Annotated in this window: 16 protein-coding genes, 1 pseudogene and 1 other annotated feature; of the genes and pseudogenes, 9 read left to right on the forward strand and 8 right to left on the reverse strand. The window is 54.5% G+C overall.

What is annotated here, in order from left to right; translation table 11 throughout:
• Nucleotides 1-19: 19 nt before the first annotated feature.
• The 5 genes from ettA to KGP16_RS03675 all read right to left on the reverse strand — a co-directional run bounded on the left by ettA (nucleotide 20) and on the right by KGP16_RS03675 (nucleotide 7,219).
• On the reverse strand, nucleotides 20-1,687 hold the full coding sequence (gene ettA / locus KGP16_RS03655) for an energy-dependent translational throttle protein EttA (RefSeq protein WP_021179229.1): 1,668 nt from the start codon (nucleotides 1,685-1,687) through the stop codon (nucleotides 20-22).
• A gap of 142 nt (nucleotides 1,688-1,829) precedes the next feature.
• Nucleotides 1,830-2,327: an OmpA family protein gene (locus KGP16_RS03660; protein WP_059199697.1), complete on the reverse strand. Its 498-nt coding sequence runs from the start codon at nucleotides 2,325-2,327 to the stop codon at nucleotides 1,830-1,832.
• Nucleotides 2,328-2,368: 41 nt separating this feature from the next.
• Nucleotides 2,369-3,616: a diguanylate cyclase domain-containing protein gene (locus KGP16_RS03665; protein ID WP_209528876.1), complete on the reverse strand. Its 1,248-nt coding sequence runs from the start codon at nucleotides 3,614-3,616 to the stop codon at nucleotides 2,369-2,371.
• Nucleotides 3,613-4,215, reverse strand: coding sequence for a YfiR family protein (locus KGP16_RS03670; RefSeq protein WP_059199699.1), 603 nt, complete (start codon nucleotides 4,213-4,215; stop codon nucleotides 3,613-3,615). Before KGP16_RS03670 ends, KGP16_RS03665 begins: the two co-directional genes overlap by 4 nt.
• A gap of 274 nt (nucleotides 4,216-4,489) precedes the next feature.
• Nucleotides 4,490-7,219 (reverse strand): cation-transporting P-type ATPase, encoded by a 2,730-nt coding sequence (locus KGP16_RS03675; protein WP_094982174.1) that lies wholly within the window; start codon nucleotides 7,217-7,219, stop codon nucleotides 4,490-4,492.
• A gap of 477 nt (nucleotides 7,220-7,696) precedes the next feature.
• Between KGP16_RS03675 and KGP16_RS03680 the strand changes: the two genes are divergently transcribed.
• The 3 genes from KGP16_RS03680 to trpR all read left to right on the forward strand — a co-directional run bounded on the left by KGP16_RS03680 (nucleotide 7,697) and on the right by trpR (nucleotide 10,211).
• The gene (locus KGP16_RS03680) at nucleotides 7,697-7,858 is read left to right on the forward strand and encodes a hypothetical protein (RefSeq protein WP_218519895.1); all 162 of its coding nucleotides are present in this window, start codon (nucleotides 7,697-7,699) and stop codon (nucleotides 7,856-7,858) included.
• An 11-nt stretch (nucleotides 7,859-7,869) separates the two neighbouring features.
• On the forward strand, nucleotides 7,870-9,789 hold the full coding sequence (gene sltY, locus KGP16_RS03685; protein WP_223501490.1) for a murein transglycosylase: 1,920 nt from the start codon (nucleotides 7,870-7,872) through the stop codon (nucleotides 9,787-9,789).
• Between the two features lie 101 nt (nucleotides 9,790-9,890).
• Nucleotides 9,891-10,211 (forward strand): trp operon repressor, encoded by a 321-nt coding sequence (gene trpR / locus KGP16_RS03690; RefSeq protein WP_021179237.1) that lies wholly within the window; start codon nucleotides 9,891-9,893, stop codon nucleotides 10,209-10,211.
• An 18-nt stretch (nucleotides 10,212-10,229) separates the two neighbouring features.
• On the opposite strand, the gene yjjX is transcribed toward trpR, so the two are convergent.
• Nucleotides 10,230-10,775 carry an inosine/xanthosine triphosphatase gene (yjjX, locus tag KGP16_RS03695; RefSeq protein WP_021179238.1) on the reverse strand — a complete coding sequence of 182 codons (546 nt, stop codon included), beginning with the start codon at nucleotides 10,773-10,775 and terminating at the stop codon, nucleotides 10,230-10,232.
• A gap of 127 nt (nucleotides 10,776-10,902) precedes the next feature.
• On the opposite strand from yjjX, the gene gpmB reads away from it, so the two are divergent.
• The gene (gpmB, locus tag KGP16_RS03700) at nucleotides 10,903-11,550 is read left to right on the forward strand and encodes a 2,3-diphosphoglycerate-dependent phosphoglycerate mutase GpmB (RefSeq protein ID WP_021179239.1); all 648 of its coding nucleotides are present in this window, start codon (nucleotides 10,903-10,905) and stop codon (nucleotides 11,548-11,550) included.
• On the opposite strand, the gene robA is transcribed toward gpmB, so the two are convergent.
• Complete coding sequence (gene robA / locus KGP16_RS03705) at nucleotides 11,547-12,416, reverse strand: MDR efflux pump AcrAB transcriptional activator RobA (protein WP_223500839.1); 870 nt, start codon at nucleotides 12,414-12,416, stop codon at nucleotides 11,547-11,549. The two genes, gpmB and robA, sit on opposite strands and share 4 nt — an antisense overlap.
• 342 nt (nucleotides 12,417-12,758) lie before the next feature.
• Here robA and creA point away from each other — a divergent pair, with 342 nt between their 5' ends.
• Entirely contained in the window at nucleotides 12,759-13,238 is a 480-nt protein-coding gene (gene creA / locus KGP16_RS03710; RefSeq protein WP_094982171.1) for a protein CreA, read from the forward strand.
• 123 nt (nucleotides 13,239-13,361) lie between these two features.
• On the opposite strand, the gene arcA is transcribed toward creA, so the two are convergent.
• Complete coding sequence (arcA, locus tag KGP16_RS03715; RefSeq protein ID WP_024483588.1) at nucleotides 13,362-14,078, reverse strand: two-component system response regulator ArcA; 717 nt, start codon at nucleotides 14,076-14,078, stop codon at nucleotides 13,362-13,364.
• Between the two features lie 108 nt (nucleotides 14,079-14,186).
• On the opposite strand from arcA, the pseudogene KGP16_RS27640 reads away from it, so the two are divergent.
• The 4 genes and pseudogenes from KGP16_RS27640 to thrA all read left to right on the forward strand — a co-directional run.
• A pseudogene (locus KGP16_RS27640) lies at nucleotides 14,187-14,324 on the forward strand (hypothetical protein); the annotation flags it as partial.
• 389 nt (nucleotides 14,325-14,713) lie between these two features.
• On the forward strand, nucleotides 14,714-15,400 hold the full coding sequence (locus tag KGP16_RS03720; protein ID WP_223498867.1) for a tRNA/rRNA methyltransferase: 687 nt from the start codon (nucleotides 14,714-14,716) through the stop codon (nucleotides 15,398-15,400).
• Between the two features lie 213 nt (nucleotides 15,401-15,613).
• Nucleotides 15,614-15,682 carry a thr operon leader peptide gene (thrL, locus tag KGP16_RS03725; protein ID WP_071998276.1) on the forward strand — a complete coding sequence of 23 codons (69 nt, stop codon included), beginning with the start codon at nucleotides 15,614-15,616 and terminating at the stop codon, nucleotides 15,680-15,682.
• Nucleotides 15,621-15,739 (forward strand) — a sequence feature (Thr leader region). (Overlaps the previous gene by 62 nt.)
• A gap of 25 nt (nucleotides 15,740-15,764) precedes the next feature.
• Nucleotides 15,765-18,224: a bifunctional aspartate kinase/homoserine dehydrogenase I gene (gene thrA / locus KGP16_RS03730; RefSeq protein ID WP_059199704.1), complete on the forward strand. Its 2,460-nt coding sequence runs from the start codon at nucleotides 15,765-15,767 to the stop codon at nucleotides 18,222-18,224.

The following is an 18,224-nucleotide window of genomic DNA, read 5'->3' on the forward strand; positions in this document are numbered from 1 at the left end:
ATAGATAGCCAACCGGATGTTACTTGGTGACTTTCTTGTACTTGATACGGCGAGGTTCCAGCGCATCGGCACCCAGAGTACGTTTTTTGTACTCTTCGTATTCGGTAAAGTTGCCTTCGAAGAACTCTACCTTGCCTTCATCCTGATAGTCCAGAATGTGGGTGGCAATACGGTCGAGGAACCAACGGTCGTGCGAGATCACCATCGCACAGCCCGGGAACTCCAGCAGGGCGTTTTCTAGCGCGCGCAGGGTTTCGATATCCAGGTCGTTGGTGGGTTCGTCGAGCAGCAGTACGTTGCCGCCAACCTGCAGCAGCTTGGCCAGATGCAGACGGCCACGTTCACCGCCAGACAGTTCGCCCACGCGTTTGCCTTGATCGACGCCCTTGAAGTTAAAGCGGCCAACGTAGGCACGGCTTGGCATTTCGGTGTTGCCCACGCGCATTATGTCCTGGCCGCCGGAAACTTCTTCCCACACGGTTTTGGAGTTATCCATGCTGTCGCGGAACTGATCGACCGAGGCCAGCTTGACGGTATCGCCCAGCACGATGCTGCCGGAATCAGGTTGTTCCTGGCCGGACATCATACGGAACAGTGTGGATTTACCCGCGCCGTTCGGGCCGATGATGCCAACGATGGCACCCTTAGGGACCGCGAAGGTGAGATCTTCGATCAGCAGGCGGTCGCCGTAGGATTTACGCAGATTGTTAACTTCAACCACTTTATCGCCCAGGCGGGTGCCAGGTGGGATAAACAGTTCGTTGGTTTCGTTACGTTTCTGATATTCGGTGCTGTTAAGTTCTTCAAAACGTGCCAGGCGGGCCTTGCCCTTGGACTGACGGCCTTTGGCACCTTGACGCACCCACTCCAGCTCTTTCTCGATCGACTTGCGGCGAGCGGCTTCGGTTGAGGCTTCTTGCGCCAGACGAGCGTCTTTCTGCTCCAGCCAGGAAGAGTAGTTACCTTCCCACGGAATACCTTCGCCACGGTCCAGCTCCAGGATCCAGCCAGCCACGTTATCGAGGAAGTAACGGTCGTGGGTGATCGCCACTACGGTGCCTTCGAAGTCGTGCAGGAAGCGTTCCAGCCAGGCCACGGATTCGGCATCCAGGTGGTTGGTCGGTTCGTCCAGCAGCAGCATGTCTGGTTTTTCCAGCAGCAGGCGGCACAGCGCTACGCGGCGGCGCTCACCACCGGACAGGTTGGCGATTTTTGCGTCCCACTCCGGCAGGCGCAGTGCATCGGCGGCGCGCTCCAGCTGGGTGTTGAGGTTGTGACCATCGTGAGCCTGAATGATCTCTTCCAGGCGGCCCTGCTCAGCGGCCAGCTTGTCGAAGTCGGCCCCTTCTTCAGCGTACAGGGCGTACACTTCATCAAGGCGCTTGAGGGCACCGACCACTTCTGCCATCGCTTCTTCAACCGACTCGCGGACGCTGTGCTCCATATTGAGCTGCGGTTCCTGCGGCAGATAGCCGATCTTGATGCCCGGCTGCGGGCGAGCTTCCCCTTCGATATCGGTATCGATGCCGGCCATAATGCGCAGCAGGGTAGACTTACCGGAACCGTTCAGGCCCAGTACGCCAATTTTGGCCCCAGGGAAGAAACTCAGGGAAATGTTTTTCAGAATATGACGCTTCGGCGGAACTACTTTGCCGACGCGGTGCATGGTATAGACGTATTGAGCCACGTTGCTCCGAGCCTCTCTATCAGTTTTTATAGGATGTCTGGCGGCCTGAGTGTAGCCCGTTTCAGCACCGGTTCCCAGATCCCCTATGACGATCGCCAAGTATAACCGCTAATGCTCACCATTAGGTGAACTTTGCTGTTTCTTAAGGGGTGACGACGATCGCCACGCGACGGTTTTCAGCACGCCCGCTGGAGGTGGCGTTACTGGCTACCGGTTGGCGTTTACCCATGCCGCGAGTTTCTATATTGGCACGCGGGATGCCGACACCAGCCAGGACATCGGCCACGGCGTTGGCGCGGCGCAGTGAAAGCTGGTCGTTGTAGCTGTCTTCACCGTAGTTATCGGTGTGGCCGTCCAGGCGGAATTGCACGATGTCTACGCTCTTCAGCGCCTTGCCCATCTTCTCGACAATCTCGGTACTTTGCGGGCTCAATTTACCGACGTTGTTACCGAACAGCACCTTGTCGGAAAAACCAAACTCCCAACCGTTTTCGGTCAGTTTGAACCCCTGTGCCTGCAGTAAAGCGATCTGTTCTGCCGTCAGCCCTTGTGGTTTGCTCTGGCAGCCTGCCAGCGTGAGCAAGGTGATAAACACTAATGCCAGTAGGGAAAAAGACCGTTTAAAATTTTGCTGTAACATTGATTTTTCTCTTTTTGGTTGTTTGAGACCCGGTGCTGACGCTATTTGCGCATCGCTAACCGCCAGCCTCCATGGGACAGGTGTTTTGCCCGGTACATTGCGTCATCCGCTTCGTGCAGCAGTTCCTGAGTGGTAGAGGCATGTTCAGGGTAAAATGCGATGCCGATACTCAGTGCGGCGATCACTCTTTCCTTGTTGGGCAACACAATGGGTTGTTGCATACACTCGATGATGATGTCGGCAATCGGCAGCACATCGTTGGTGTCTTTGAGCGGTGCCAGCAGGATGGCGAATTCATCGCCCCCCATCCGGGCGACCAGATCGTGCTTGCGCAACCTGCTGCGCAGGCGTTCTGCGATGGTGATCAAGACGGTATCACCGGCAGCATGGCCATGGTTATCGTTCACCTCCTTGAAACGATTGCCGTCGATAAACAGTACCGCCAGCTTTTCATCGGGTTCGAGCTCTGACAGCGCGCGGCCCAACTGAGCTTCAAAGAAGGCCCGGTTTGGCAACCCGGTCAGGCTGTCGTGGGTGGCTTGGTGGGTTAATGCGTCATTTTCTTGTTGCAGGTGCCGTTGCCAGGCTTCGATTTCATCCAGCAGGCCGTTAAAATCACAGCTCAGTTCGTGCAGTTCGGCAATCGGTGCTGAAGGCACCCGCAGTTCGAAAGTCCGATCGCGACGTACCGTATGGGCAACATTGGTGATATCGTCCAAGGAGGTCACGATCCCTCTGAGCATTCTGCGGGAAAGTATCAGGGCGCACAATGTACTGAGCATCAGGCAGGCAATCATGCCTACCATGCCGCGCAGCAAGAATTTCAGCAGACTGCTGCCATTGCCGGTCAGCCAGACCAGGCCTATCTGTTTGCCTTCACGGGCAATGGGCAAAACCACCGCTTCCGGCAAGATCCAGCGGGCCACCATCTGTTCCAACCCATGCAATGGGCTATCCGCTGGGTGGCTCCAACTGGCCAAAGCGACACCCTGCATATTCAGGATTTTAGCCTCTGACACTTCTTCGTTGGAAGCGATCAGCATCAACGCTTCGCGAGCGGCGGGGCGGTCTTCAAACACCACGGCGGCTTCAGCGGTATAACTGATCGAGCGGGCAATCAGATGCAGGTTATGGTTGGCATAGGCTCGAAGGGCAAACAGCGCAAGCAACGTCAGGAAGATCCCTGCGGCACCGACGGCGATCAACGCCAGACTCAGGTTCATCCGTTGCAGCACTTGGCCCAGCGTAGGGCGAGAGGTAGCCGAACCTTTGTGACCTAACAGTTTCATTGCGGCGGCCCCTTTTTACGCGCCAACTGCAGCACGTTAGGGTGAACACGCACGCCACTGCGCGCCAGTGAGTCCAGATTCACTTTAAAACCCGCCTGATCGTTGCTGATTTGCAAACAAAAGGCACTGCCAACAGCACATTCCATATCCTTTTCGCTGATGCTGAGGATCGAGTGACCCGAAATCCGGTGGAAGAAATCTTGTTTCTGGGCGTCATTAACGTCGCCCAAATACACTACATCGCAGCTAGTTGCCAACTGCGGATTATCTATCTCGATCCGCAAGGTTTTGATTGGCTGCGGTGCTGTCAGCAACACTGGGTCGAACAGACCTTCGGCATACTGGACAGGCGCAGTCACGCACAAGCGGATCGGATCAGGTTTGGCGGGCCAGCGAGCATAGCTGATAATCCCCACCACCACGGTGGTGACGGTATGAATGCGTTTTTGGTAGGGATCTTGTGTATCAGCCCCGGCCAAGCTGGGAAACGTCAACAGAGCCAGCAGCAGGATCGGTAACATGCGACGCGATCGGACCGGGTTGCTACATAAACCCAGTGTCCTGACAGCCAACTTCCTGGCCTTTATCGACATCTTCATTTGCCATTCCTGCCTACGGCCGGCTTGATGGCACGGCAGTCTGATACTAAATAATTGAGCCTAGTCGAAAAGGGTAAAACTTTGCCGCGTACCATCAATCGCACTACCAAAAAAGCATAACCTGACCGTCTTGAGGGCGAATTGTATTATAAGAGCAGTTTGTTGTGCGCTTTATGCTCGGTTTTATGAGATTTTTCCTAGGTATTTTTAACGTTATAAAACGCCCGGCAGGGTTTGCCGGGCGTTCTAGTGAAAATTGCGAGTCCTAAGGTGCTTATAATAACGTTTTTCGGCTCGCTTTGATGCGGTTAATCACCCATTTTTCTACTTCCACGATCAGGAATAGCGCAATGGCTATCATCAGCGTCACGCCCCAATAGAACAGCGGCAGCGGCGCGGTGCCAAACAGCGCGTTCATAAACGGCAGATAAATGATGGCCATCTGTAGCAGTAACAACACGCCACTGACCAACCACAGGCCCTTATTGAGGAACAATTGGCGGTTGAGCGGGAAGCGGTCTGCGGTACGGCAGTTGAACATGTAAACCCACTGCGCGGTGACCAGGGTTTGCAGCAGCACGGTGCGGATCAGCTCGCTGCTGTAGCCGCGTGGCGCCATCCAGGCTTCCAATGCGAAGGCGCTGATGGCGATCAGCACGCCGACGAAGCCGATGCGCCAGATAGCGTGCAGATCCAACACGTTGCTGCCCGGCATCCTTGGTTTACGGTGCATCAGCCCTTTTTCGGCGGGCTCATAGGCCAGGCCAAAGGATAGGGTAGTGGAGGTGGCCATGTTCATCCACAGGATCTGGATGGGCGTCAGCGGCAGCATGGCACCAGCCAGAATGGCGATGATGATCAGCAGGCCCTGTGCCAGGTTGGTCGGCAGCACGAATAGGATGGTTTTCTTCAGGTTGTCGTAAACACGGCGGCCTTCTTTTACCGCGCTGGCGATGGTGGCGAAGTTATCGTCGGTCAGCACCATATCGGCGGCTTCTTTAGTGACCTCGGTGCCTTTGATCCCCATGGCGATACCCACGTCGGCCTGTTTCAACGCTGGTGCATCGTTGACGCCGTCGCCGGTCATCCCTACCACGCCGCCTTTATCCTGCAGCGCTTTTACCAGACGTAGCTTATGTTCCGGGCTGGTACGGGCAAAGATATCGTAGTGCACGGCGGCTTCAGCCAACGCCTGGTCATCCATATGTTCCAGCTCGGAGCCGGTGATAGAATCCTGGCTGTTGCCAATTCCCAGCATGGCACCGATGGCCATGGCCGTTTTCTGGTGATCGCCGGTGATCATCTTCACGCGGATCCCCGCTTGCTGACATTCGGCGATGGCTGCGACCGCTTCAGGACGTGGTGGATCCATCACACCAGCGATACCGATAAACACCATCTGCTGGCGGATATCGCCGTGATCCAGTTCCACTTCGCCGTCTGGCGTCGTTTTACTGGCGGCGGCCACCATGCGTAAACCTTGCTCGGCGAAGCGCGACATCTCCGCTTCCCAGTAGCCGAGGCGGAAGGGCTGGATGCCGGAATCGGTCAGTTCGAACTCGCACAGTGAGAACAACACGTCTGGCGCACCGGTAAGGAACACCTGATTTTTGCCTGCGACCTGGCTACGTACCGCCATGTATTTGTAACTGGAGTCGAACGGGATTTTAGCCAGTTGGCGTGCTTCACCAATCGCTAATCCAGCTTTCATCGCCAGCACCTTCAATGCGCCTTCCGTCGGGCTGCCGGTGACCAGCCAACGGCCGCTGTCATCCTGCTTGACCTGGCTGTCGTTACACAGGGTGATCGCGGTAATGAACTGCGCTAACGGTGGGATATCTTGAACTTGTGCCGGTTTGTTACTGTCGGCAAAGAAAATGCCGCCAACCGGTTCATAGCTTTCCCCTTCCACGCGGTAGGCATGGTCAGCCATGATGACGTTTTTTGCCGTCATTTCGTTCATGGTCAGCGTGCCGGTCTTGTCCGAGCAGATCACCGTCATCGAGCCCAAGGTTTCTACCGTAGGCAGTTTGCGGATAATCGCGCGGTTACGTGCCATCGACTGCACGCCCAGGGACAAGATAATGGAAATGATGGCAGGCAGACCTTCGGGTACCGAGGCCACCGCCAGGCTGATCAGCGCCACCAGCAGCTCACCGAGCGGCATATCACGCATCGTGAAGGCAAACGCGAACAGCAACACCATCATCACCAGGATCAGGATGAAGATGTTTTTGCCCAAGCGATCCATCTGTTGCAGTAACGGGGTGCGCTGGGTCTTAACGGTCGAGATCATCTCGCTGATGTGGCCGAGTTCGGTATAGCCGCCAGTTGCGATAACCACGCCCTTGGCATTCCCGGCGCTGATAGTGGTACCGGAGAACAACAGGTTGGTGCGATCGCCAATCATCACTTCATCAGGGATAGCGTCGGTTTGTTTCGAGACCACGGTAGATTCGCCGGTCAAGATGGCCTCTTCAACCTGAAGGTTGTGAGATTCCAGTAACCGCAGGTCGGCGGGGATTTTATCGCCAGGGCGTAACAACACGATATCTCCCGGGACCAAATCTTCCGCATTCACGGTGTGGTTAATTCCGTCTCGTACCACAATAGCCTGGCTGGAAAGCATATTCTTAATGCCTTTCAGCGATTTCTCTGCGCTGTTTTCCTGCACAAATCCGATAAGGGCATTGATCACGGCAACGCAAAGAATAACCACCGTATCGATCCAATGCCCCATAATGCCTTTGAGGAAGGCGGCGGCCAGCAGAATATAAATCAGCACATCGTTAAAGTGGGCAATAAAGCGCATAAAGGCGCTTTTGCCTGCCTGCTCCGGCAGGGCGTTGGGGCCAAACTTCTTCAGCCGTTCGGCGGCTTCCTGTTCGCTTAGGCCTTGTTGCTGAACGTTTAAATGCTGAAGCGTTTGTTCAATATCGTATTGATACCAGGCTTTTTCCGGCTTGGGTGGCGCTTGGTATTCAGTGGGGGAATGTTTTGGCATGGAGTGCCTCTCCTTAAAGTCGTTCGAATCTAAGTCCCCATCTGTGTCGGCAGCCCTTTTGCCGGGTTGATATTCCATTGTTTTCTGTCACACAGACGTTAAAGGTAGTCATTTTCAGTTAGTGGGTGGCCAATTATCTGCCGCGTGATAGTAAATAATCGCAAACTTGAGTTTTTGATCTGAGATAATAAAAACAAAGTAATGGGAATTGTTTTAATCAGTGAGAAAATGTTTCTCTATTAATGTCTCTTTAACGTCATTTTTTGTATAGGAAAACTCGTGTCTGCATAGAAAACTATAGAACACCGGGGTTATTGTGTGATGAAAAAATTGCCCATAATCCCATGATTTTTCAAAACGTCGTCTTGTTGTTCTGCCTGGCGATTGCGCCAGGCAGGGTGGTTTTCATCTGGGTTGATAAACTTGTTATAAAGTAATGAATGGATACGCGTTTTTGCTGTCTATGATTAATACCTGATGCCAGCCCATGGTGGCGGCACGGTTTTGTTCCCGGCGTGGCTTCCCACGGTGGGGCGTGAGATATTCGCAGAGCAGGATCTACTGGCCCGTTGGCTGCTGACGCGGCGCGGCAGCGGGGTGGATCGGTTCTGGCAAGCTAACCCAGCGAGGAAAGAGTAAGTATGGTCAAGGTGGACAAATGGCGGTTGTGGGCTGTAGGCCTGTGCCTGACGGCATTTTCTGGTGCAACATTGGCAGACTCCCTGGACGGCGAACGCCAGCGTTATCTGCAAATCAAGCAGGCCTGGGACAGTAAACAGATGGACGTGGTGGCGCAGTTGATGCCAACGCTGCAGGATTACCCCCTGTATCCTTATCTGGAATATCGCCAGTTGACGCAGGATCTCAGCACCGCCAGTGCGGCTCAGGTCCAGCAGTTTTTGCGGTTGCATCCTACGTTGCCACCCGCAAAATCGCTCTCTGCCCGTTTTGTGAACGAGCTGGCGAGCCGTCAAGATTGGACTACCCTGCTGGCCTTCAGCCCGCAAGAGCCTAAACCTGTTGCGGCGCGCTGTAATTTCTATTACGCCAAGTGGGCCACCGGCGATCAGCAGGCAGCTTGGGCTGGTGCCGATGATATCTGGATGAGCGGTAAAACCTTGCCAGGCTCCTGCGATAAGCTGTTCAGCGTCTGGCAGGCTGCCGGTAAGCAAACGCCGTTGAATACGCTGGCACGGATGAAGCTGGCGCTGAAAGAGGGCAACAGCGGCCTGGTGAACTACCTGTACCGCCAACTCCCAAGCGATTATCAGACCATGGGGGATGCGCTGGTACGGTTGCAAAACGATCCCGCCACGCTGGAAGCCTTCGCCCGTAGCGTCGGCCCAACAGATTTTACCCGTTCGGCTACCACCATCGTATTCGCCCGTCTTGCCCGTCAGGACGTAGAAAATGCTCGAGCTATGATCCCAACGCTGGTCCGCCTACAGAAAATGAGCGAAAGCGAGAAGTTGGCAATGGAGGAAGAGGTGGCCTGGCGGTTGATGGGCAATGATGCCACCTTTGAGCAGACCCAATGGCGCGATCAGGTGATCCTGCGCAGCCAACAGCCAGCCTTGCTGGAGCGCCGCGTGCGTATGGCGCTGGGCGTGGGCGATCGTCAGGGGCTGAAAACCTGGCTGGCACGCCTGCCTGAAGAATCGCGGAACAAGGATGAATGGCGCTACTGGCGTGCCAGTGTCATGATCGATGAAGGTAAACGCAGCGAAGGGGAAGCGATACTGCGTAGCCTGATGAACGAACGCGGCTTCTACCCGATGGTGGCGGCGCAAAAACTGCAGGTGCCTTATCCGGTGATGGTCGCCGTGGCGGCAAAACCGCGTACCGATCTGGTGAGTGGCCCGGAGATTGCCCGGGTGCGTGAACTGATGTACTGGAATATGGATAACCTGGCGCGCAGCGAGTGGGGCTCATTCGTCGCCAGCCGCAGCCGCCCGGAGCAGGAAGCGCTGGCCCGCTATGCCTTTGAGCAGAAATGGGCCGATCTGAGCGTACAGGCAACGATCGTTGGCAAACTGTGGGATCATCTTGAAGAACGTTTCCCGATGGCCTGGCCACAGGAATTCCGCCGTGCTACCGAAGATAAAGGCATTACGCCGAGCTATGCCATGGCGATAGCCCGCCAGGAGAGCGCCTGGAACCCGAAAGCGCAGTCGCCGGTCGGGGCCGCAGGTTTGATGCAGGTTATGCCGCGCACCGCGAAACATACGGTGGATCTGTTCGGTATCCCGGGCTACAGCAGCCCGAGCCAGCTGTTTGATCCGCAAACCAATATCACCATTGGCACCAGCTATCTAGAGTCGGTGTACCAGCAATTTGGTCGTAACCGTATTCTTGCGTCTGCGGCTTATAACGCTGGCCCATCACGGGTGAATACCTGGTTAGGCAATAGCGATGGCCGGGTAGATGCCGTGGCGTTTGTGGAAAGCATTCCGTTCTCGGAAACCCGTTCTTACGTGAAGAACGTGCTGGCCTATGACGCGTTTTATCGTCACTTCATGCATCGGCCAGCGAAGGTGCTGACGGATGCCGAGTGGCAAAGACGCTATTGATATCCCCGTCGTCTTTCAAGCTGTAGCGTTGTTACCGGTATTTTGACGCTTACTCGCGGTATGCTATGCTGCTGTACTAGTTAAATAGTATGGTGGCTGGCATGACGCAATTATCGCTAAACGATCCCGCTCTTTCAGAACAAGGCAATGAAGATTGGCTGCGCTTTGTCGCACTGCTGCAGAGTTCGTTCGATCAGGATTTGCACCAACAGTTGATGCAACTGCTACTGACGCCGGATGAGCGTACTGCGCTGGGGACACGGGTGCGTATTATTCAGGAACTGATGCGTGGCGAAATGAGCCAGCGCGAGCTGAAGAATGAGCTCGGGGCAGGTATCGCAACCATCACCAGAGGATCAAACAGCCTGAAGATGGCGACGCCAGAGCTGAAACAGTGGCTGGAACAGCAATTACTGGGGTGAAGCCATCACCCCGGTGGCTTATTGCTGCGGCGTATTATTACTGCTGTGGCTGCGGTAAATCGGATTGTGGAACGGCACCAGTGCCAGCAGCAACGCCTGGTGGTAAACGCTGGTGCGGCTCAGCCGACCATCGGTAAAGATACCGATCGCTCCCCCCTGACGTTTGACTTCGCTATTGCCGGTGATCAAGGTCATTTCATCGCCTAACTCGCGACCGGCTCGAATACCCTGTAAAATTGATTCTGGCAGCATCAGGCTGGCAGAACGCGATTCGCCACGGGTCGTCGGATTTTCTACCGTCATCCAGGCGAACGTCATATTTTCTTCGATCCCGGCTTCTACTCCGACCCAAAAGTCGGCTTCTGGCCGCACCTGCCGCGCTTCCATCACGCGCTGGCGTGCGCCGGTACGGGTTTCGGTATTGCCAATGGGTTGCAGTGAAACGCCGCTGGCGACGTCAACCGATTCTATGCGGCATTGGTCTGCGCCAAAGGTATCTTCAAAAGCCAGTTGAATAGCCCTGATCTTTGCCGGGTTGGTAGTTGCAGCGATAACATGATACATAACGGCTTTAGCTTCCTTAAAGTGGGGCTGTGTCTTGCCATGATTTTTGATGGCGGCAAGTTATGCGTAGTGCAAGGCACGAGCCACAGATAAACTCAAGTTTCACGCAGTATAACGGAAAAGCATAATGTTACAGGTATACCTCGTTCGCCACGGCGAAACGGAATGGAACGCAGCACGCCGCATTCAGGGCCAATCCGACAGCCCATTAACCGCCACTGGCGTTCACCAGGCTCATCTGGTTGGCAAACGCGTTAGCCGCGAGGGCGTGACGCACGTGATTTCCAGCGATCTGGGCCGCACCCGTCAGACCGCGCAAATCATTGCGGACGCTTGCGGTTGCGACGTTATGGTAGATGCCCGGCTGCGTGAGCTGCATATGGGCGTTCTGGAAGAACGTTTGATCGACAGCCTGACACCGCAGGAAGAGCTGTGGCGTAAACAGATGGTCGATGGTACTGCTGACGGCCGTATCCCTCAAGGTGAATCTATGACGGAGTTGGCCACGCGGATGCATGCGGCGCTGACCGAGTGCCTGAAACTGCCGCAGGGCAGCAAGCCGTTGATTGTCAGCCACGGCATCGCGCTGGGGTGCCTGATCGGGACAGTTTTAGGGCTACCGGCCTATGCCGAGCGCCGTCTGCGTTTGCGCAACTGCTCGTTGTCACGCGTCGACTATCAGCAAAGCCCTTGGTTGGCTCCAGGCTGGATTGTGGAAAGTGCGGGCGATATCTCGCATCTGGACATGCCCGCGTTGGATGAGCTACAGCGCTAACGGCGGATCGGGATCAGATAGTCGCAACGGATCTCGCTGGGTGGCTGAGGCGGACGCCGGTCACCTTGCGGATAGAAGCGCTCAATATCGTGCCCTTTGCGGCGGGTCAGTTCCAATGCTGGCAGGCAAGTGCCGTACAGTATCAGGATAAAGTCCTGCAGGCCGGAGGCTGGCCCCTGATAGCTGAACATGGCATATTCTCCGCCCTGCAGCGTGAGCGGCTGGCCTTCCTGCACCTTGGTCGGCACATGTTGCGCCTCCAGGGCAGTGGTATACAGCACTTCCTGCTCGTCGTCTTTTTCCTGGCTTGGCCGCGAGTGGTGCAGGCCGTAAAGCACCGGTGGCAGGGTGTCTATCTGCCCCAGGTACTGTTGCCAGAATTGGGTACGCAGCTCGGAGCGGAAGCTGGATATTTGCTCCAACGTACAGGAGTAGCTCTGCGTCAGGCCGATCAGGTCCAGCTCGGGTAGCGTGACAAACTCTGGATGTGGCAGCGTAAAGGCGCCCAGACGTATTGGCGGGCACATGCCGAAGGCGTTCCAGTCTTCTGAACGGCGATACAGCGCCGGGGTTTGCGCAAACTGTTTTTTGAATGCGCGAGTGAAGGTCTGCTGTGAGTCGAAACGATACTGCAAAGCAATATCCAGAATAGGCCGACTGGTGAGGCGTAATGCGACGGCGGCTTTGGACAACCTTCTTGCCCGAATATAGGCGCCGATGGCGTTCCCAGTGATATCCTTAAACATCCGTTGCAGATGCCATTTAGAGTAACCCGCTTTTGCCGCCACGTTATCCAGTGACAAAGGTTGGTCCAAATGGCTTTCCAGCCAGCTAAGCAGATCACGAATGATACCGGCTTGATCCATAGATCTTCCTCGTAGAGCTTCAGGTTCGGAACCCGAACTGTTTGATTTGTCATGCTGATACCTGATGCCCACTGACTTATTGATCAATCAGTTGCATTACATACGGCGCTTTTGCGATATGCGTTGCGGGAAGCGGGGGAAAACTGGTGTTAACAGGCATTAAGCGATGACGATGCCGCATAATAGCAACTTTTTTCCTCCACGACTCCCAAAGATTTTTTTCGCTCTCTGTGCTAAAAAGAGCTGACTGGGCCGAGGAAAACCCATTTCTATGACCTGAAGCATCGGCGTTCTTATTAGCAGCCCTGTGATTTAACACGCTGTTCTATTGGAGTTAAGTGAATGAAAAAAGGATGGATATTTTTGTTCGGTCTGGTTTGCGCAACGTTTAATAGCGCGCAGGCGGAACAGGTAGGATCGGTCGATACGGTATTCAAACTGTTTGGTCCAGATCATAAAATTGTGGTGGAAGCGTTCGACGATCCCGATGTTAAAAATGTAACTTGTTATATCAGCCGGGCTAAAACCGGTGGCATAAAGGGTGGGTTAGGGCTGGCAGAGGATACCTCGGATGCTGCCATTTCTTGCCAGCAGGTAGGCCCGATTGAGCTGAGCGACAAGATTAAGAAGGGCAAGGCTGAAGGAACCGTGGTGTTCCAGAAGCGCACCTCTTTGGTGTTCAAAAAGCTGCAGGTCGTGCGTTTTTATGATGCCAATCGCAATGCGCTGATCTACCTGAGCTATTCCGATCGGGTAGTAGATGGTTCACCGAAAAATGCCCTGAGCGCGGTGCCCATCATCCCTTGGGGTGAAGCCAAATAATCCAGACGGGCGCAGCATGCAGCGCTCCTACGTTGTAGCCTGTTCAGATGGCATCGCGTCTGGCCTCAACAAAAAAGGGTTCAGCAAGCTGAACCCTTTTTAACCTGTGACGTTAAGACAGGCTTATTCTTCCAGATCGCCGCAGAAGCGGTAACCTTCACCATGAATGGTAGCAATGATTTCCGGCGTGTCCGGCGTGGATTCGAAGTGCTTACGAATACGGCGGATGGTCACGTCCACGGTACGGTCATGCGGTTTCAACTCACGGCCAGTCATTTTCTTCAGCAATTCACCACGGGACTGGATCTTGCCCGGGTTTTCACAGAAGTGCAGCATGGCGCGGAATTCGCTGCGTGGCAGTTTGTACTGCTCGCCAGCAGGGCCGATCAGAGAGCGGCTGTTGATGTCCAGCTCCCAACCGTTGAACTTGTAGCTCTCGACCAGCTTGCGCTCTTCGCCGACGCTACCCAGATTCATGGTGCGTGACAGCAGGTTGCGCGCACGGATGGTCAGTTCGCGTGGGTTGAACGGTTTGGTGATATAGTCATCGGCGCCGATTTCCAGGCCAAGGATTTTATCGACTTCATTATCACGACCGGTCAGGAACATCAGCGCGACGCTGGCTTGTTCGCGTAGTTCACGCGCCAGCAGCAGGCCGTTCTTGCCTGGCAGGTTGATATCCATGATAACCAGGTTGATATCATTTTCGGACAGGATGTTGTGCATTTCTGCACCGTCATTGGCTTCATGAACAATGTAGCCTTCCGCCTCGAAAATGCTCTTCAGGGTGTTACGAGTGACTAACTCGTCTTCGACAATCAGAATGTGCGGGGTCTGCATATTTGCTACCTAAAATTGCCAACAAAATAGAAAATAGGAAGTACAGCAGTCTCGGTGTTCTTCCATGGAGGGCAGAGATACCGCTCACGTTCCCTCAATTACCAAACGACTACAGTACGTAAACTCGTTCTTGATGCGCTTTCCATCAATGTCAACAAGATCGCTAGCTGGGTGGGGGGGCTATTTTTTACCACCCCGAATGATGCCAAAACGGCGCATATCCTAACCCTATTAACAGCAATATAACAGTGTGTGCCGAATTCATCACCTAACAAAACTACGCTTTGTTGACATATATCAAATTCAATTGTAGCACGTTAACAGTTTTGTGAAAAACACTTACAGAACTGCCATGTTAAGTCACAGATCGTCAAATTCTGTGAACGATTCAGCTTTGTTGGAGCTGATGCGTTACAATTGAAAGCTAACTGTTTGGGGCGAAAATATAGTGCTTTGTTTTTAATGAAAATTAAAACTTAACCTACATTTATGATTGTTTCGTGTGATTTATAGGTTGAAATGCCTATTTAATAATATTATAGCAAGCGATCATTTACGATGTTAATCGTTTGTAAATATAATCAGACAAATCCCAACAGTCAAAGAACTATTCTCATTATTTTTCTGGAGTCTTGATGCAGCTTCATATCGTGTTAGTCGCGCCCGCTCGGGCGGAAAATGTTGGCGCAGCGGCGCGGGCGATGAAAACCATGGGCTTCACCTCGTTGCGCATCGTCGACAGCGAGGCCCATCTGCAGCCCGCTGCCCGCTGGGTCGCCCACGGTGCTGGCGATATTCTGGATGCGGTGCAGACGTTTGCTACCCTGGAGCAGGCATTGGAAGATGTGGACTTTACCGTTGCGACTACCGCTCGCAGCCGCGCACGCTTTCATTACTACTGTACCCCCCAGCAACTGACGGAGCAGTTGGCGGAACGCCACCAATGGGTACATCAGGCTGCACTGGTGTTTGGCCGTGAAGACTCGGGCCTGACCAATGAAGAACTGGAGTTGGCCGATCTGCTGACCGGCGTCCCGATGGTGGCTGATTATCCTTCGCTGAACCTCGGCCAGGCGGTGATGGTGTATTGCTATCAACTGGCGCAGTTAATGTCAGTCAGCACGCAGCAGGAACCCCTGGCCGATGCCGGGCAACTCAACGCGTTGCGGCAACGGGCAGATCGCCTGTTACAAGCGCTGGACGTGGCGGGCGACCAAAAATTGCGCGATTGGTTACACCAGCGGCTCGGGGTCTTGCAGCAGCGCGATACCGTCATGCTGCACAGGTTGCTGCATGATGTTGAAAAAAAATTGACGAAGTGATGTAGGCGTTTTCTGTTGCTTGGCTGGTGTTATTCACTATTTAATCGGCTTTATTGTGATTTTTTGTTCTGCAATTCTGTTTTTTTATCGGCTTCATCGCGCAGATCCCACTGTGGCCAGTAAATAGGCAAAACAAAGAAATAATTTGACTTGGCCAGACGATTGCTTTAACCAATAGAGGGGACAGAGATTCTAATGAGACAGACAGACAAAATGCGAAACATCAGCCTGAATACGACAATTATTACCACCACCGATACCACAGGTAACGGGGCGGGCTGACGCGTACAGGAAACAGAAGAAAAAAGCCCGCACCTAACCAGTGCGGGCTTTTTTTTCGGCATAAATTCAGGAGATAACAGAAATGCGAGTGCTTAAATTTGGTGGAACCTCGGTAGCGAATGCGGAACGTTTTCTGCGCGTTGCCGATATCGTGGAGAACAATGCACGCCAAGGACAGGTAGCCACGGTATTGTCCGCACCGGCCAAGATCACCAATCATCTGGTGGCGATGATTGACAAAACGGTAGCCGGCCAGGATATTCTGCCAACCATGAGCGACGCCGAGCGCATCTTTGCCGACCTGCTCAGCGGTTTGGCCAAGGCGTTGCCAGGCTTTGAGTACGATCGCCTGAAGGCACTGGTCGAGCAGGAGTTCGCGCAGCTCAAACAGGTACTGCATGGCGTGGCGTTGTTGGGGCAGTGCCCGGATAGCGTCAATGCGGCTATCATCTGTCGGGGTGAAAAGCTTTCTATTGCCATCATGGAAGGCGTCTTCAAAGCCAAAGGTTATCCGGTTACTGTGATTAACCCGGTAGAGAAGCTGCTGGCTCAGGGCCACTATCTGGAATCGACCGTCGATATTGCCGAGTCCACCCTGCGTATCGCTGCTGCGGCCATTCCTTCAGACCATATCATCCTGATGGCGGGCTTTACTGCCGGTAACGACAAAGGTGAACTGGTCGTGCTGGGGCGTAACGGCTCCGATTATTCCGCCGCCGTGCTGGCCGCTTGCCTGCGAGCAGACTGTTGCGAGATCTGGACCGATGTGGACGGGGTTTATACCTGCGACCCGCGTACCGTGCCGGATGCCCGATTATTGAAGTCGATGTCCTACCGGGAGGCGATGGAGCTCTCTTACTTCGGCGCCAAAGTTCTCCACCCGCGTACCATCACCCCGATTGCCCAGTTCCAAATCCCTTGCCTGATTAAAAACACCGCCAACCCGCAAGCTCCCGGCACCTTGATCGGTGGCGAAAGCGTGGCCGATGATACGCCGGTAAAGGGCATCACCAATCTGAACAATATGGCGATGATCAACGTGTCCGGCCCAGGTATGAAAGGCATGGTCGGCATGGCGGCCCGTGTGTTTGCCGTGATGTCACGCGCCGGGATCTCAGTGGTGTTGATCACCCAGTCCTCTTCCGAGTACAGCATCAGCTTCTGTGTGCCGCAGAGTGAGCTGCAACGAGCTCGTCGTGCCCTGGAAGACGAATTCTACCTGGAGTTGAAAGACGGCGTGCTGGAGCCGCTGGACGTGATGGAACGCCTGGCAATTATCTCGGTCGTTGGCGACGGTATGCGCACCCTGCGTGGCATCTCTGCACGCTTCTTCTCTGCTCTGGCGCGCGCCAACATCAATATCGTGGCGATCGCTCAAGGCTCTTCCGAACGTTCAATCTCTGTGGTGGTCGATAACGATTCCGCCACCACTGGCGTGCGCGTCAGCCATCAGATGCTGTTCAACACCGATCAGGTGATCGAAGTGTTTGTGATTGGCGTGGGTGGCGTTGGCGGGGCGCTCATCGAGCAGGTTTATCGTCAGCAACCTTGGCTGAAGCAAAAACACATCGATCTGCGCATCTGTGGCATTGCCAACTCAAGGGCGATGTTGACCAACGTGCACGGCATCTCGCTGGAAAGCTGGCGGGACGAACTGGCCGAAGCCAAAGAGCCTTTCAATCTGGGCCGCCTGATCCGCCTGGTGAAAGAGTGCCACCTGCTCAATCCGGTGATTGTCGACTGTACCTCCAGCCAGGCGGTGGCCGATCAGTATGCCGATTTCCTGGCCGATGGTTTCCACGTGGTAACGCCAAACAAGAAGGCCAACACCTCGTCGATGAATTATTACCAGCAACTGCGCACCGCAGCAGCCGGTTCTCGCCGCAAATTCCTGTATGACACTAACGTGGGGGCGGGCTTGCCGGTGATCGAAAACCTGCAGAACCTGCTCAATGCGGGCGATGAGCTGATGCGCTTCACCGGTATCCTGTCGGGGTCACTGTCCTTTATCTTCGGTAAGCTGGATGAGGGGATGTCGCTGTCGGAGGCCACCTTGCAGGCCAAGGCCTTGGGTTACACCGAGCCAGATCCGCGTGACGATCTTTCGGGGATGGATGTCGCTCGCAAGCTGCTGATCCTGGCGCGTGAAGCAGGCTATGCGCTTGAACTGAGCGATATTGAAGTCGAATCGGTGTTACCACCGTCGTTTGATGCCAGCGGCGATGTGGAGAACTTTATTGCCCGCCTGCCGGAGTTGGATGCCGAATTTAACCGCCGTGTGGCCGCTGCTGCCGCGGAAGGTAAGGTGCTGCGCTATGTGGGGGCTATCGAAGAAGGCCGCTGCCTGGTACGTATTGATGCGGTAGATGGCAACGATCCGTTGTATAAAGTGAAGAACGGTGAGAACGCTTTGGCCTTCTACAGCCGCTACTATCAGCCATTGCCGCTGGTGCTGCGCGGTTATGGTGCCGGTAATGATGTGACGGCGGCCGGGGTATTTGCCGATCTGTTGCGCACACTGTCATGGAAGTTGGGAGTCTAA

This window comes from Serratia sp. JSRIV006, from assembly GCF_019968685.1.
In the GTDB taxonomy this organism is placed as follows: Bacteria; Pseudomonadota; Gammaproteobacteria; order Enterobacterales; family Enterobacteriaceae; genus Chania; species Chania fonticola_B.

What these genes read in the sequence shown, in the direction of transcription:
- KGP16_RS03665 (WP_209528876.1), bottom strand. Translation starts at nt 3,616, where the DNA reads ATGAAACTGTTAGGTCACAAAGGTTCGGCTACCTCTCGCCCTACGCTG.
- creA (WP_094982171.1), top strand. Translation starts at nt 12,759, where the DNA reads ATGAAAAAAGGATGGATATTTTTGTTCGGTCTGGTTTGCGCAACGTTT.
- KGP16_RS03670 (WP_059199699.1), bottom strand. Translation starts at nt 4,215, where the DNA reads ATGAAGATGTCGATAAAGGCCAGGAAGTTGGCTGTCAGGACACTGGGT.
- arcA (WP_024483588.1), bottom strand. Translation starts at nt 14,078, where the DNA reads ATGCAGACCCCGCACATTCTGATTGTCGAAGACGAGTTAGTCACTCGT.
- gpmB (WP_021179239.1), top strand. Translation starts at nt 10,903, where the DNA reads ATGTTACAGGTATACCTCGTTCGCCACGGCGAAACGGAATGGAACGCA.
- robA (WP_223500839.1), bottom strand. Translation starts at nt 12,416, where the DNA reads ATGGATCAAGCCGGTATCATTCGTGATCTGCTTAGCTGGCTGGAAAGC.
- KGP16_RS03720 (WP_223498867.1), top strand. Translation starts at nt 14,714, where the DNA reads ATGCAGCTTCATATCGTGTTAGTCGCGCCCGCTCGGGCGGAAAATGTT.
- trpR (WP_021179237.1), top strand. Translation starts at nt 9,891, where the DNA reads ATGACGCAATTATCGCTAAACGATCCCGCTCTTTCAGAACAAGGCAAT.
- yjjX (WP_021179238.1), bottom strand. Translation starts at nt 10,775, where the DNA reads ATGTATCATGTTATCGCTGCAACTACCAACCCGGCAAAGATCAGGGCT.
- thrA (WP_059199704.1), top strand. Translation starts at nt 15,765, where the DNA reads ATGCGAGTGCTTAAATTTGGTGGAACCTCGGTAGCGAATGCGGAACGT.
- KGP16_RS03660 (WP_059199697.1), bottom strand. Translation starts at nt 2,327, where the DNA reads ATGTTACAGCAAAATTTTAAACGGTCTTTTTCCCTACTGGCATTAGTG.
- KGP16_RS03675 (WP_094982174.1), bottom strand. Translation starts at nt 7,219, where the DNA reads ATGCCAAAACATTCCCCCACTGAATACCAAGCGCCACCCAAGCCGGAA.
- KGP16_RS03680 (WP_218519895.1), top strand. Translation starts at nt 7,697, where the DNA reads ATGCCAGCCCATGGTGGCGGCACGGTTTTGTTCCCGGCGTGGCTTCCC.